The sequence below is a fragment of the Bradyrhizobium huanghuaihaiense genome, assembly GCF_007830635.1.
Classification (GTDB): domain Bacteria; phylum Pseudomonadota; class Alphaproteobacteria; order Rhizobiales; family Xanthobacteraceae; genus Bradyrhizobium; species Bradyrhizobium huanghuaihaiense.
This window is the reverse complement of record NZ_VLLA01000060.1, coordinates 1-14,642: the sequence shown is the minus strand read 5'-3', so window position 1 is coordinate 14,642 and position 14,642 is coordinate 1. Positions and strand designations below refer to the sequence as shown.

The 14,642-nt window shown below is 64.4% G+C and carries 13 protein-coding genes; 8 read left to right on the top strand and 5 right to left on the bottom strand.

Annotated elements, in window-relative coordinates:
* A partial coding sequence (locus tag IQ16_RS43655; protein ID WP_018647911.1) for a UDP-glucose dehydrogenase family protein occupies nucleotides 1-1,013 on the bottom strand: 1,013 nt, incomplete at its 3' end.
* Nucleotides 1,014-1,207: 194 nt separating this feature from the next.
* Between IQ16_RS43655 and IQ16_RS43650 the strand changes: the two genes are divergently transcribed.
* The 3 genes from IQ16_RS43650 (at nucleotide 1,208) to IQ16_RS43640 (ending at nucleotide 6,457) form a co-directional block, all read left to right on the top strand.
* Entirely contained in the window at nucleotides 1,208-2,275 is a 1,068-nt protein-coding gene (locus IQ16_RS43650) for an acyltransferase family protein (protein WP_018647910.1), read from the top strand.
* A 230-nt stretch (nucleotides 2,276-2,505) separates the two neighbouring features.
* Nucleotides 2,506-5,586 (top strand): DNA polymerase I, encoded by a 3,081-nt coding sequence (polA, locus tag IQ16_RS43645; protein ID WP_018647909.1) that lies wholly within the window; start codon nucleotides 2,506-2,508, stop codon nucleotides 5,584-5,586.
* A gap of 235 nt (nucleotides 5,587-5,821) precedes the next feature.
* Complete coding sequence (locus IQ16_RS43640; RefSeq protein WP_018647908.1) at nucleotides 5,822-6,457, top strand: LysE family translocator; 636 nt, start codon at nucleotides 5,822-5,824, stop codon at nucleotides 6,455-6,457.
* 169 nt (nucleotides 6,458-6,626) lie between these two features.
* On the opposite strand, the gene IQ16_RS43635 is transcribed toward IQ16_RS43640, so the two are convergent.
* Nucleotides 6,627-7,253, bottom strand: a complete 627-nt coding sequence (locus IQ16_RS43635) for a glutathione S-transferase family protein (protein ID WP_018647907.1) — start codon at nucleotides 7,251-7,253, stop codon at nucleotides 6,627-6,629.
* A gap of 204 nt (nucleotides 7,254-7,457) precedes the next feature.
* On the opposite strand from IQ16_RS43635, the gene pyrE reads away from it, so the two are divergent.
* Nucleotides 7,458-8,021 carry an orotate phosphoribosyltransferase gene (pyrE, locus tag IQ16_RS43630; protein ID WP_018647906.1) on the top strand — a complete coding sequence of 188 codons (564 nt, stop codon included), beginning with the start codon at nucleotides 7,458-7,460 and terminating at the stop codon, nucleotides 8,019-8,021.
* A 242-nt stretch (nucleotides 8,022-8,263) separates the two neighbouring features.
* Nucleotides 8,264-9,040 (top strand): DUF2865 domain-containing protein, encoded by a 777-nt coding sequence (locus IQ16_RS43625; protein ID WP_080648174.1) that lies wholly within the window; start codon nucleotides 8,264-8,266, stop codon nucleotides 9,038-9,040.
* A 117-nt stretch (nucleotides 9,041-9,157) separates the two neighbouring features.
* Here the strand turns inward: IQ16_RS43625 and IQ16_RS43620 are convergent, their stop codons facing one another.
* The gene (locus tag IQ16_RS43620) at nucleotides 9,158-9,589 is read right to left on the bottom strand and encodes a hypothetical protein (RefSeq protein WP_018647904.1); all 432 of its coding nucleotides are present in this window, start codon (nucleotides 9,587-9,589) and stop codon (nucleotides 9,158-9,160) included.
* A 191-nt stretch (nucleotides 9,590-9,780) separates the two neighbouring features.
* Between IQ16_RS43620 and IQ16_RS43615 the strand changes: the two genes are divergently transcribed.
* Nucleotides 9,781-10,011, top strand: a complete 231-nt coding sequence (locus IQ16_RS43615; RefSeq protein ID WP_051123064.1) for a GIY-YIG nuclease family protein — start codon at nucleotides 9,781-9,783, stop codon at nucleotides 10,009-10,011.
* 150 nt (nucleotides 10,012-10,161) lie between these two features.
* Here the strand turns inward: IQ16_RS43615 and IQ16_RS43610 are convergent, their stop codons facing one another.
* Nucleotides 10,162-10,395, bottom strand: coding sequence for a hypothetical protein (locus IQ16_RS43610; protein WP_018647903.1), 234 nt, complete (start codon nucleotides 10,393-10,395; stop codon nucleotides 10,162-10,164).
* 220 nt (nucleotides 10,396-10,615) lie between these two features.
* On the opposite strand from IQ16_RS43610, the gene IQ16_RS43605 reads away from it, so the two are divergent.
* Both IQ16_RS43605 and IQ16_RS43600 read left to right on the top strand, forming a co-directional pair.
* Nucleotides 10,616-13,132, top strand: coding sequence for a glycogen/starch/alpha-glucan phosphorylase (locus IQ16_RS43605; RefSeq protein WP_026312803.1), 2,517 nt, complete (start codon nucleotides 10,616-10,618; stop codon nucleotides 13,130-13,132).
* A 228-nt stretch (nucleotides 13,133-13,360) separates the two neighbouring features.
* Complete coding sequence (locus IQ16_RS43600) at nucleotides 13,361-14,176, top strand: acyl-CoA thioesterase (protein ID WP_018647901.1); 816 nt, start codon at nucleotides 13,361-13,363, stop codon at nucleotides 14,174-14,176.
* A gap of 196 nt (nucleotides 14,177-14,372) precedes the next feature.
* On the opposite strand, the gene IQ16_RS43595 is transcribed toward IQ16_RS43600, so the two are convergent.
* The coding region (locus tag IQ16_RS43595) for a group II intron maturase-specific domain-containing protein (RefSeq protein WP_283812201.1) at nucleotides 14,373-14,642 on the bottom strand (270 nt) is incomplete at its 5' end.

Below are 14,642 nucleotides of genomic sequence, written 5' to 3'. Positions count from 1 at the left end.
AGCGGGATCGACGGCGCATCGCGCATGTCGTCGGTGTCGGGCTTGAAGGTGAGGCCGAGCACGGCGATGGTCTTGCCGCGCAAGGAGCCGCCGAGCGCCTGGCTTACTTTCCGCGCCATCGCGCGCTTGCGGTTCTCGTTGACCGCCAGCACGGACTCGACGATGCGCAAGGATACGTCATAGTCCTGCGCGATCTTGATCAGCGCCTTGGTGTCCTTCGGGAAGCACGAGCCGCCGAAGCCGGGGCCGGCATGCAGGAACTTGGTGCCGATGCGGTTGTCGAGGCCAATGCCGCGCGCGACCTCCTGCACGTTGGCGCCGACCTTCTCCGAGAGGTCCGCGATCTCGTTGATGAAGGTGATCTTGGTCGCGAGGAAGGCGTTGGCGGCGTATTTGATCATCTCGGCGGTGCGGCGCGCGGTGAACATCAGCGGCGCCTGGTTCAGCGACAGCGGGCGATAGATGTCGCCCATCACCTTGCGGCCGCGCTCGTCCGAGGTGCCGACGACGACGCGATCGGGGAATTTGAAGTCGCGGATCGCCGCGCCCTCGCGCAGGAATTCGGGGTTGGAGGCGACGACGACGTCCGCCTTTGGATTGGTCTCGCGGATGATGCGCTCGACCTCGTCGCCGGTGCCGACAGGCACGGTCGACTTGGTCACGACCACGGTGAAGCCTTGAAGCGACTGCGCGATCTCTTTCGCGGCGGCGTAGACGTAGGACAGGTCGGCGTGACCGTCGCCGCGGCGCGACGGCGTGCCGACCGCGATGAACACGGCGTCCGCATCGGCGACCGGCTTGGACAGGTCAGTGGTGAAGTCGAGCCGCTTGGCCTTGACGTTGGTTGCGACGAGTTCGTCGAGGCCGGGCTCGTAGATCGGGATCTCGCCGCGGTGCAGGGCCGCAATCTTCTTCTCGTCCTTGTCGACGCAGGTGACGTCGTGACCGAAATCCGCAAAGCAGGCTCCGGACACCAGTCCCACATAGCCCGTTCCGATCATCGCGATTCGCATGGAAAACCCTGTTTTGGCTTGGTTAACGAAACCCCAATGCGGAGCGGTTTAGCATTTTCCCGGTGGAAGGGAACGGTCAGCGACGCAAAAACCGGCACGCGACTTGAACCGGTAAAGAAGTCTGAAACCGCGGGGCTTCAAACTGCCCCACGCCCATACAGGGCCGGGCGGAATACGGCTCGAAAAGGGACACCATGGCTTCATCAGGCACAATCGTAGCACACGGGCCGTCCAAGGCCCCTGCTGCCGCGCGTGTAGACTGGGTCGACTATGCCAAGGGCATCTGCATCGTCATGGTCGTGATGATGCATTCGGTGCTGGGGGTCGAGCTCGCCGCCGGCGAGACCGGGTTCATGCATGTCGTCGTGGCCTTCGCAAAGCCGTTCCGGATGCCGGATTTCTTCCTGATTTCTGGCCTGTTCCTGCCGCTCGTGATCGACCGCGACTGGCGAACCTATCTCGACCGCAAGGTGATGCATTTCGCCTATTTTTATGTCGTCTGGGTGACAATCCAGTTCGGCTTCAAGGCGCCCGCGTTTGCCGCGGAGACGAGCTGGCGCGAGGTCGGCCTCCTGTACCTCGAATCCTTCATCGAGCCGTTCGGCACGCTCTGGTTCATCTATCTGTTGCCGGTCTTCTTCGTCGTCACAAAATTGACACGCAAACTTCCGCCGCTCGCGATCTGGCTCATTGCCGCAGCGCTGGAGACGGCGCGCATCACGACCGGCTGGACCGCGATCGACGAGTTCTGCGCGCGCTTCGTCTATTTCTATTCGGGCTATCTGTTCGCCCCTTACGTGTTCGCGCTGTCGGATCGCGCGCGCAGCCATCCTGCATGGGCGCTCGCAGCGCTCGCGGCCTGGGCGCTGGTCAATGCCGGCCTCGTCGCGATTGGTGTCAGCGAATGGAAGATCGTGTCGCTCGTGCTCGGCTTCGCCGGCGCCTGCGCCATCATCACGACCGGCACGCTGCTCGCGCGCGCACACTGGCTGAATTTCTTCCGCTTCTGCGGCGAGCATTCGATCGTGATCTATCTCGCCTTCTTCCTGCCGATGGCGGCGACGCGCACGCTGCTGCTCCGCACCGGCATCATTCCCGATATCGGCACGGTGTCGCTGGTCGTCACCATCGCCGGCGTGATCGGATCGCTTGTGATCTGGCAGGTTGCCTTGCGGCTCAACGCACACTTCCTGTTCGAGCGACCGGATGCATTCTGGATCGCGCCGAAGAAGGCCGGGCCGGTGTTGCAGGCGGCGGAGTAGCTGCACTCTCGGTGTCGTCCCGGCGAAAGCCGGGACCCATAACCCCAGGAAGCGGTTATGGCGGGAGATGGCAACCACGAGTCTTCGCAAAACCACATCCTGTGGCTATGGGTCCCGGATCTTCGCTCCGATTCGCTGCGCTCGTCCGGGACGACGAGAGGTGTGGGAATCCGGCCAAAAATCCCCCTCCCAAGGCTGTCAAAGCCCGCAAAAATTCATACATTGCGGCCATGCCCAAAACATCCCCGAAGACCACCGCCAAAGCTGACACCAAGGCCGCGCCAAAGGCTGCCGCCGACACCAAGCCCGCGGCTGCGACAGCTGCTGCCAAACCGGTTGCGGCGAAGGCGGCCGGCAAGGGCGATCATGTGTTCCTGGTCGACGGTTCCTCCTACATCTTCCGCGCCTATCACGCGCTGCCGCCGCTGAACCGCAAGTCCGACGGCCTGCAAGTCAATGCCGTGCTCGGCTTCTGCAACATGCTGTGGAAGCTGCTGCGCGACATGCCCGAGGCCGACCGGCCGACGCATCTGGCGATCATCTTCGACAAGTCGGAGATCACCTTCCGCAACAAGCTCTATCCCGACTACAAGGCACACCGGCCGCCGGCACCCGATGATCTGATCCCGCAATTCGCGCTGATCCGCGAAGCCGTGCGTGCCTTCGACCTGCCCTGCCTGGAACAGGTGGGCTTCGAAGCCGACGATCTCATTGCGACCTACGCGCGACAGGCGTCCGCGCGCGGCGCCACCACGACCATCGTATCCTCCGACAAGGATTTGATGCAGCTCGTGAACGACAAGATCATGATGTACGACACCATGAAGGATCGCCGCATCGGCACCCCCGAAGTGATCGAGAAGTTCGGCGTGCCGCCGGAGAAGGTGGTCGAAGTGCAGGCGCTCGCCGGCGATTCCACCGACAACGTGCCCGGCGTCCCCGGCATCGGCATCAAGACCGCGGCGCAGCTGATCACCGAATATGGCGACCTCGAACAGCTCCTGTTCCGTGCCACCGAGATCAAGCAACCGAAGCGGCGCGAGGCACTGCTCGAGAACGCCGAGAAGGCGCGCATCTCGCGGCAGCTCGTGCTGCTCGACGACAAGGTCGATCTGGAGGTACCGCTCGACGACCTCGCGGTCCACGAGCCGGATGCGCGCAAGCTGATCGCGTTCCTGAAGGCGATGGAGTTCACCACGCTGACGCGTCGCGTCGCCGAGTATTCGCAGATCGACCCCTCCAACGTGGACGCCGACCCCGGCTATGCGAGTGGCGCCAGCGTCTTCTCGCCACTGCCGCCCTCGGACGTCGTGCCCGCGCCGGGGTCTGGCGCGGCGCCGCAGGCCCGGCCGAACGAGCCCAACAAATCCGCGGGCAAAGAGGACAAGGCCGCGAGCCCCAAGGGCGGGCCGATCTCGCTCGCCGCAGCGCGCGAGGAGGCGCTCCGTAAGCTGCCGGTCGACCGGGCCAAATATCAGGCAATCAAGTCGCTGAAGGAGCTCGACGCCTTCATCGCGCGCATCCATGACACCGGTCATGTCGCGATCGAGATCAAGGCAAACTCGATCGATCCGATGCAGGCCGATCTCTGCGGCATCGCGCTGGCGCTGGCGCCGAACGAGGCCTGCTATGTGCCGCTGGCGCACAAGCAATCCGGCGGTGGCGGCGGCCTGTTCGACGCGGGCCTTGCGCCCGACCAGGTCAAGCATGCCGATGCGATCGAAGCGCTGCGGCCGGTACTGGAATCGGCAGGCATTCTCAAGATCGGCTTCGACGTCAAATTCACCGCGGTGATGCTGGCGCAGCACGGCATCACCCTGCGCAACATCGACGATGCGCTCCTGATCTCCTACGTGCTCGACGCCGGACGCGGCTCGCATGCGCTGGAGCAGCTGTCCGAGCGCTGGTTCGGCCACGCCATGCTCAAGGAGGGCGAGCTGCTCGGCAGCGGCAAGGGCAAGATCACCTTCGACCAGGTGCCGATCGACAAGGCCGCGCCGCTGTCGGCGGAAGGCGCCGACATCGCGCTACGGGTCTGGCGCGTGCTGAAGCCGCGGCTCATCGCCGAGCACATGACCACGGTCTACGAGACGCTGGAGCGGCCGCTGGTCTCCGTGCTCGCGCGCATGGAGCGACGCGGTATCTCGATCGACCGCCAGGTGCTGTCGCGGCTTTCCGGCGACTTCGCCCAGACCGCAGCGCGGGTCGAAGCCGAGATCCAGGAGATCGCGGGCGAGCCCGTCAATGTCGGCAGTCCCAAGCAGATCGGCGACATCCTGTTCGGCAAGATGGGATTGCCCGGCGGCACCAAGACCAAGACCGGCGCGTGGTCGACCACCGCGCAGGTGCTCGACGACCTCGCCGAGCAGGGCCACGATTTTCCGCGGAAGATTTTGGAGTGGCGGCAGGTTTCAAAACTGAAATCGACCTATACCGACGCGCTGCCGACCTATGTCAATCCGCAGACGCATCGCGTGCACACGACCTACGCGCTGGCGGCGACCACGACGGGCCGGCTCTCGTCGAACGAGCCCAACCTGCAGAACATTCCGGTGCGCACCGAGGACGGCCGAAAAATCCGCCGCGCCTTCATCGCGACGTCAGGACACAAGCTGGTGTCCGCCGACTATTCGCAGATCGAGCTCAGGCTGCTCGCCGAGATCGCCGACATTCCCGTGCTGAAGCAGGCGTTTCGCGACGGGCTCGACATTCACGCCATGACGGCCTCCGAGATGTTCGGTGTGCCGATCAAGGGCATGCCGAGCGAGATCCGCCGCCGCGCCAAGGCGATCAATTTCGGCATCATCTACGGCATCTCGGCGTTCGGCCTCGCCAACCAGCTCGGCATCGCGCGCGAAGAAGCTTCCGCCTATATCAAGAAATACTTCGAGCGCTTCCCCGGCATCCGTGCCTACATGGACGAGACGCGCGATTTCTGCCGGAGCCACGGCTATGTCACCACGCTGTTCGGCCGCAAGTGCCACTACCCCGACATCAAGGCCTCGAATGCCTCGGTGCGCGCCTTCAATGAGCGCGCCGCGATCAACGCCCGTCTCCAGGGCACCGCCGCGGACATCATCCGCCGCGCCATGACGCGGGTGGAGGATGCGCTCGCCGAGAAGAAGCTCTCGGCGCAGATGCTGCTCCAGGTGCATGACGAATTGATCTTCGAGGTGCCGGAGGCAGAGGTCGAAGCGACGCTCCCCGTCGTGCAGAAGGTGATGCAGGACGCGCCATTCCCCGCCGTGCTGCTGTCAGTGCCGCTGCATGTCGACGCCCGCGCCGCGAACAATTGGGACGAGGCGCATTAGTCTCGCTCGGTGTCGTCCCGGCGAAGGCCGGGACCCATACCCCCAGGGAGAAGTTGTGACACGAGATGGCAGTTGGCAATCTTCGCCCAACTCGATTTCGTGGTTATGGGTCCCGGCCTTCGCCGGGACGACCGTGGGGTGAGCACGAGCGCCTAATTGTCCTCCGAGCAATTGCGTGATGGCTCCGCCGCTCCTCGCATACTAGAACCTTTGCATCTCCCGCACCGGTTCGCCCATGCCCCACACCTCCGCTTTGCTCGGCTTCGCCCTCGTCTGCCTCGGTCTCGTGCTCACGCCCGGGCCGAACATGATCTATCTGATCTCGCGCTCGATCACGCAGGGGCCGGCGGCCGGCATCGTCTCGCTCGGCGGCGTGGCACTGGGCTTCGTGTTCTACATGCTGTGCGCGGCGTTCGGCATCACGGCGCTGCTGCTCGCCATTCCCTTCGCCTATGACGCGCTGCGCTTTGCCGGCGCCGGCTATCTGCTCTGGCTCGCCTGGCAGGCGGTGAAGCCGGGCGGCCGCTCGCCGTTCCAGGTGAAGAAGCTCGCCATCGACAGCCCGCGCAAATTGTTCGCGATGGGCTTCGTCACCAACCTGCTCAATCCCAAGATCGCGATGCTGTATCTGGCGCTGCTGCCGCAGTTCATCGATCCCACCGCCGGCAGCGTGCTGACGCAGTCGGTGGTGCTGGGCGCGATCCAGATCGCGATCAGCGTCAGCGTCAATGCGATGATCGCGCTCGCCGCCGGATCGATCGCGCTGTTCCTTTCGAGCCGGCCGAGCTGGATGCTGGTGCAGCGCTGGCTGATGGGCACGGTGCTCGCCGGGCTCGCGGTCAGGATGGCGGTGGAAGCGAAGAAGGTGTAGCCGACGTCGCAAGCCGCATCGTGTCCCGGACGCGCTGCAGCGCTCTTGCGCTGCTGCGCAGAGCCGGGACCCAGAAGGCTAAGGATAGAAATCGCAGAGGCATGGGCCCCGGCTCTGCAGCGCACCGCTCGCGCGATGCGCTGCATCCGGGGCACGAGGCGCTGGCAGGCTAATCCAGCTTCGCGTCCATCCCCCGCTTCACTCCCGGGCGGGCCATCAGGGCCTCGTACCAGCGCTTGACGTTGGGGAAGTCGGCCAGCTCAACCTTGTGGCGAGGGTGGCGCCAAGCCCAGCCCAAAATGGCAAAATCGGCAACCGAGAGGTCGCCGGCGACGAAGTCGCGCCCCTCAAGCCGGCGGTCGAGCACGCCGTAGAGCCGGCGGGTCTCAGCCATGTAGCGCTTGAGGCCATAGGCACGGTCCTGCTCGTTCTCGAGCGCGATGAAATGATGCACCTGGCCGGGCATCGGGCCGAAGCCGCCCATCTGCCACATCAGCCATTCATAGACCGGGATGCGCTGGCTGAGCGATTTCGGCAGGAATTTGCCGGTCTTTTCACCGAGATAGAGCAGGATCGCGCCTGACTCGAAGATGCCGACGGGCTTGCCGTCGGGCCCCTCGGGGTCGACGATGGCGGGAATCTTGTTGTTGGGCGAGAGCTTGAGGAACTCCGGCGCCATCTGCTCGCCCTTGCTGATGTTCACCGGGATCACCCTGTAGGGCAGCCCCATCTCCTCCAGCGCGACCGAGATTTTCCGGCCGTTCGGCGTATTCCAGGTGTGGAGCTCGATGGTCATTTGGCTGTTCCTTCCCGCATTGCTGGCATCCCACTAGCCCAGGACATCTCGGTCTTTCAACCAGCGGTCTGGGCATGGTGGCTGTCCGATCGCCGCGGGCGATGCCCTGTTGACGGTGGTCTTGCGGGCCCTCCCCCCACTGGAATGTCGCGGCCGTCGCGGATAAATTCCGCCTCCTCCAAAAACGCTGTTCGAGGGACCGCCGTGTCGAAATCCGCTTCCCGCGCCCGCCTGTTCGAGATCATCCGCCGGCGCTCATTCGGCCGTGGCGAGGTGACGCTCGCGTCGGGCCGCAAGAGCGATTTCTACTTCAACCTCAAGCCGACCATGCTCGACCCCGAGGGCGCGACGTTGCTGGCCGAGCTGACCTATGAGGCACTGAAGGACGACCAGCTCGATTTCATCGGCGGGCTCGAGATGGGTGCGGTGCCGCTCGCCGGCGCGCTGGCGCAGATCTCCTGGATCAAGGGCCATCCGATCGCGGCATTCTTCGTGCGCAAGAAGCCGAAGGAGCACGGCGCCAAGCTCGCGATCGAGGGCCTGCCCAAGGGCGAGACGCTGGCCGGCAAGCGCGTCGTGATCGTCGAGGACGTCACCACGACAGGCGGCTCGGCGATGAAGGCGGTGGAATCCGTGCGCGAGACCGGCGCCGAAGTGGTGCTGGTGCTGACCATGGTCGACCGCGAGGAAGGCGCCACCGACACATTCGGCGCTGCCGGCCTGCCGTTCCGCTCGCTGTACAAGGCGTCGGAATTCTTGAAGGCTTGACGCGGCGAAACATCTTTCGCCGTCATGTGTGCCCCGGAAGCAACCATCCGTCCAAAGCTGCGCCCGGCCTTAAAGAGGCCACCGCCTCGTCTTGAAACCGCCTCCGCTCAACTGCTCATTTACCATCGCGCCTTATGGTGAATCATGTGCTGAGACCTCTCGGTCTCGGCCCGGTTCAGTAGCGTCGGGTGGAGTAGGCATTGCGTACAGTCATGTCCCATGCGCGCCGGCGGCGTCGCGCGATGCTTGTGGCCGCCATGCTTGCAGCTCCGACGCTCGCGGCTCCCGCCCCGGTTTCGGCCGAGGGCCTGTTCGACTTCCTCTTCGGCGGAATGCAGCAGCAGCGACCGCAGCGTGAGGTGCCGCAGCAGGCGAACACCTACACCGATCCCTTCACCGGCCAGCAGAATGCCGCAACCTCGCAATATGTGCCGCCGACACGCTCGGCCGCGGCCGGCGGCTCGGGACCTGCCTTCTGCGTGCGCAGCTGTGACGGCAAATATTTTCCGCTGATGCGTGGCCTCGCCTCGCCCGCACAGATGTGTCAGGCGTTCTGTCCCGCCAGCGCGACCAAGGTCTATTTCGGCTCCTCTATCGACGGCGCCTATTCCCAGACCGGCGAGCGCTACGCCGACAGTGAGAATGCGTTCGCCTATCGCAAGGCGCTGCGGTCGGATTGCACCTGCAACGGCCGCGAGCCGGCCGGCCTTGCCCCGGTCGATCTCGCGCTCGACTCCTCGCTGAAAGCCGGCGACGTCATCGCGACCAGCGACGGCCTCGTTGCTTATACCGGCATCCGCGTCGGCAACGACCAGGCTGCCGACTTCACCCCGGTCGCTTCCTATCCCGGCCTCACCGCGCAGGTCCGCGCCCGTCTCGGCGAGATGAAGGTGGCGCCGGTGCGCGCGGAGACGGTGTCGGCCGATGCGCCGGCCCCTGCCGAGATCGTGCGCGAGACGCTGCCTGACGTGACGGTGCCGAAGACGCAGAAGCCGGCGAAGCGGGCGGGGCTGGAGTAGTCCCAGCGCTCTCCAAGCCGTCATTGCGAGGAGCCCTTGCGACGAAGCAATCCAGAGTCCCTCCGCGGAAAGATTCTGGATTGCTTCGCTACGCTCGCAATGACGGAGGTCGTCGCGTCACCTCCCGATGATCACCCCGATCACGTTCGGCGCCGCCAGATATTTCTCCTCGATCGCCGCGCGCGCGGCTGCGCGGTTCTCGGCCGTGAGCAAACCGCGCTTCTCAGCCAGGATCATCCAGCAGAATCCCCACCAGTCGGTGAGCATGCCCGCCTCGCCGATGAGGTCATAACCCTGCTCGGCCGCGAAGATGCGCGCATGCGCTTCGTCCAGCGTGTCGAGAAACAGATGATCCTCGACCGAGAACAGATCGTCGCTGATGTCGTCGATGGTGTAGCCCCAGATCGACTGGCACACCGCGTTGAACTCGCGATCGAACTGGTCGTCATCGATTCTCTGCCGCCGCGCCGCCTGATGCAGCCGCGACAGCGAACGCGCGAAATCGGCGATCCGGGTGAGGGCAAACTGATCGAAGGCAATGGTGGACATGTAGTCCTCGCAAAGTCGGGCAAACGCTAGATATTGTGGTCGGCAACGCGCCGAATCACAATGATATATCAAAGACTTGCTAAAGTGTTCTTAATTTGTTCTGATGTTGAAAGATCGATTGTTGAGATCGTCGTCCTGGCGAAAGCCAGGACCCATTACCCCGGTCAGCTTTGCTTTTGCGGGCTCGAGCCATGAGCACAGGCAGCTACTACGTCTACATTCTGGCGAGCCGCCATCACGGCACGATCTATATCGGCATCACCAATAACATTCGCATGCGGCTCGAGCAGCACCGAAGAGGCCGCGGCTCCAAGTTCGTGCAGAAGTACAAGATCTTCCGCCTCGTTCACATCGAAGCGTTCGCGACACCTCAGGGAGCCATCGCGCGTGAGAAGCAGCTGAAGTTCTGGAAACGCGACTGAAAGATCAAACTGATCGAGCAAGAGAACCCGGACTGGAATGACCGGTCGGGCCTCATCTGACAGTCGGGGTAATGGGTCCTGGCTTTCGCCAGGACGACGACATGGCGAGAACCTTCGCCGGGACGACACCAACCTTATTGCATCGCCCCCTCAATTCGCCGCCGACACCAACCTGTCCCCGCACGCGCTCGCGTAGAACTTGCCGCCGCATTGGCGCTTGATGGCGGCGCAACGGGTGGCGGGTGAGGCGTTTTGCGGGACGGCAAAGCCGCAACTGAGGCCGTCGGCGCTGCGGCCGGTCTTGCCGGCGGCGAATGCCGCGCTGGAGGCGGTGATGCAGACGACGAGGAACGTGGCGGCAGCGATTTCGATCAACAGTCGCATGGCGTCTCCTCCACACTGCTGGCTGAATTGGCCGCCATTCTAGCAGGAAATCCGCGTCTTTCCGTGCTCGTCCGGGTTCCCAAACGGCCCATTCCTTGCATAAATTTACGCCAGCGCAGTGCACGGCCGCGCCAGCGATGGTTCCGGTGCAGGGGCAGGACGCTTAGGGTTACAAGACGCGTAGGTTTAGTGGTGTTGTTTCGACCAGGAAGTGACGGCCTTGCAAGATCAATCGTTCCAGCCAAATTTTCCCGCTCCCGGCCAGCCCATCGACGAGCTCGCGCTGTCTGAGATCAAGGGCGCGATCCTGGCGAAGCTGCGCCTTGCCATCGGCAAGGACGCAGGCATGGCGACGAAGCACGACTGGTACCAGGCCGCCGCGCTCGCGCTGCGCGACCGCATCGTGCATCGCTGGCTCAGCGCGGAGAAGCGCAGCTACGACGCCGGGCGCAAGCGGGTCTATTACCTTTCGCTCGAATTCCTGATCGGTCGTCTGTTCACCGACGCGCTGAACAATATGGGCCTCCTGAAGATCTTCGAGGTCGCACTCGGCGATCTCGGCGTCTCGCTGCCCGAGCTGCGCAAATGCGAGCCGGATGCGGCGCTCGGCAATGGCGGTCTCGGGCGGCTCGCCGCCTGCTTCATGGAGAGCATGGCGACGCTGTCGATCCCCGCGATCGGCTACGGCATCCGCTACGATTACGGCCTGTTCCGCCAGATCATCAATCAGGGCTGGCAGCAGGAATATCCCGACGAATGGCTGAGCTTCGGCAATCCCTGGGAATTGCAGCGGCCCGAGGTGATTTACGACATCAATTTCGGCGGCGGCGTCGAGCATGTCGACGACAAGGGCCGCGACCGCGCGATCTGGCACGCGAGCGAGACCGTGCAGGCGATCGCCTATGACACGCCGATCGTCGGCTGGCGCGGACAGCACGTCAACGCGCTGCGGCTGTGGTCGGCGCGCTCGCCCGATCCGCTGAAGCTCGATGCCTTCAACCGGGGCGATTACGTCAGTGCCAGCGCCGAGCAGGCGCGCGCGGAGGCGATCTGCAAATTCCTCTATCCGAACGACGAGAGCCCGGCGGGCCGCGAGCTGCGGCTGCGCCAGGAATATTTCTTCGTCTCGGCCTCGCTCCAGGATCTGGTCAAGCGGCACCTGTCGTCCGACGGCCAGCTGCGCAGCCTGTCGAACAAGGTCGCGGTGCAGCTCAACGACACCCATCCGAGCCTTGCCGTCACCGAGCTGATGCGGATCCTCGTCGACCTGCACAATTTCCGCTGGGACGAGGCCTGGAAGATCACGGTCGCCACCCTCTCCTACACCAACCACACGCTGCTGCCCGAGGCGCTCGAGACCTGGCCGGTCGAGCTGTTCGAGCGGCTGTTGCCGCGGCATCTCGAGATCATCTACCGCATCAACGTGCAGCATCTGGCGCTCGCCGAAGCGCGCGCGCCCGGCGACATCGACTTCCGCGCCTCGGTCTCGCTGATCGACGAGAAGAGCGGCCGCCGCGTCCGCATGGGCCAGCTCGCCTTCGTCGGCTCGCATCGCATCAACGGCGTCTCGGCGATGCATTCGGACCTGATGCGCGAGACCGTGTTCCACGACCTCAACCATCTCTATCCCGGCCGCATCACCAACAAGACCAACGGCATCACCTTCCGCCGCTGGCTGATGCTGGCGAACCCGAAGCTGACCGACCTGTTGCGCGAGACCTGCGGCGACGCCGTTCTCGACGATCCGACCCAGCTCTCCCTGATCGAGGCCCGCGCCAGCGACGTCGAATTCCAGAAGAAATTCCGCGCCGTCAAGCACGCCAACAAGGCGGCGCTGGCGCGCCTGATCGGCGAGCGGCTCGGCATCAAGGTCGACCCCGGCGCACTGTTCGACGTGCAGATCAAGCGCATCCACGAGTACAAGCGCCAGCTGCTCAACGTCATTGAGACGGTCGCGCTGTACCAGTCGATCAAGGACGATCCCAACGGCAATTGGGTGCCGCGGGTCAAAATCTTCGCCGGCAAGGCGGCGGCGAGCTATCGCTACGCAAAGCTGATCATCAAGCTGATCAACGACGTCGCGGAAGTCGTCAACAACGATCCCGCGATCGGCGGCAAGCTGAAGGTCGCGTTCCTGCCCGACTACAATGTCAGCCTCGCCGAAGTCATCATTCCCGCGGCCGATCTCTCCGAGCAGATCTCCACCGCCGGCATGGAAGCGTCCGGCACCGGCAACATGAAGCTGGCGCTGAACGGCGCCATCACCATCGGCACGCTCGACGGCGCCAATATCGAGATTCGCGACCATGTCGGGGCCGAGAACATCGCGATCTTCGGCATGGAAGCCGGCGACGTGATGATCCGCCGCAAGCAGGGGCTGGATGCCTCCGACGTGGTCCGCAAGTCGCCGAAGCTGCAGCGCGCCATCAATGCGATCGCCGCCGGCGAGTTCTCGCCCGGCGATCCCGGCCGCTTCGAATCCATCGCGCATGCGCTGCGCTATCTCGACCATTACATGGTCAGCGCCGATTTCGATTCCTACTACGAGGCGCAGCGCGCGGTCGACGCACGCTGGCAGGTGGCGCCGGCCTGGACGCGCGCCTCCATCCTCAACGTCGCGCGCATGGCGTGGTTCTCCTCCGACCGCACCATCCGCGAATATGCCGAGGAGATCTGGAACGTTCCGGTCAACCCGACCACGCCGCTGCTGCCGAACCTGCGCGACGTCGCGGGCTGATTTTCCGCGGCGTGAAATCGGCGTTACCTACGAGGTTATTGCATCTCGGCAAGCGGATGATGATATGATCGTCATCATCCCCCGGAACGGTGCCTGTAAGGCAGACGCCGTCACCTCAGACACCGTCATTGCGAGCGCAGCGAAGCAATCCAGACTGTCTCCGCGGAAAGACTCTGGATTGCTTCGCTGCGCTCGCAATGACGGCTGGGGAGGCATCGAGGACCAACAATGCACGCCAAGCTCCCGCACCCATTCGACGACGCCACGCGCATCACCGCGGGTGACAGCAGCTGGCAGGGGCACACCAGCGACGATTACTGGGCCTTTGTCGGCCCATTCGGCGGCGCCACGGCCGCAACCATTTTGCGTGCGCTGATCGAGCATCCGCAACGCGCCGGCGATCCGCTGGCGCTGACCGTCAATTACTGCGCGCCGATCGCCAAGGGCCCGTTCGATCTCGACGTGCGGCTGGTGAAGGCCAACCGCTCCAGCCAGCACTGGAGCGTCGAACTGTCGCAAGGCGGCGGCGAGGTCGCAACGCTCGCCACCGCCGTGTTCGCCGAGCGCCGGCCGTCCTGGGAGCACCGGGTGGCGAAGGCCCCGGACGCCAAGCCGTTCGAACAGACGCTGCCGTTCCCGAAAATCCAGGCATCCTGGGCCAACCAGTATGAATTCCGCTTCGTCGAGGGCGAGATGCGCATCGGCCCGCCGCAGGCCGAGCTCGCCAGCACCTACTCGAAGATCTGGATCAGCGACCGCACGCCGCGTCAGCTCGACATGCTGTCGCTGATGTCGATGTCGGACGCCTTCTTCGGCCGCATCTTCCACGCGCGGCGCGAGCTGGTGCCGTTCGGCACGGTATCGCTGACGACCTATTTCCACACCGACAGCGACGAGCTCGCGGCCGAGGATATCACGCGTGTCCTCGCGACCGTGGATTCGAAGGTCATGCACAAGAGCTACGCCGACCAGAACGCCGAGCTGTGGTCGCCGAACGGCCGGCTGCTCGCGACCACGACGCAGATCGCGTATTTCAAGGCCTGAGCTGCTTCCACGTCATTGCGAGGAGCGTAGCGACGAAGCAATCCAGAATCCCTCCGCAGAGGCAGTCTGGATTGCTTCGCTGCGCTCGCAATGACGAGTGGAGAGATCGTGCCACAATCGGGATAGGGGGAAGCCTCGCGGCTCCGCCCCTCCCACACCACCGGACATACGGGTCCGTATCCGGCGGTTCAGCGGATTATGCGGGTCGCCGTGCCGCGACGGAAGCCAAGCCGAGTGAGGCAAAGAAGCCGTTTGGCAGAGCAATGGTGAGCGCGGGGCTGTTCGCGAGCCGCCAAGGGCCACGTGGGCTGCCGGCGGTTTGCGCCGCCAGATCCCGGCCGACGCCGCGGCGTCGCAACTCGGCAAAGCGAGCGGGTCCATACTTCCATTGCTTCCAGGCAACGGCGCGCAACCGTCGCCTGATCCACTGGTCAAGCACGCGCAACACCGACGGGGTTTGACAGAA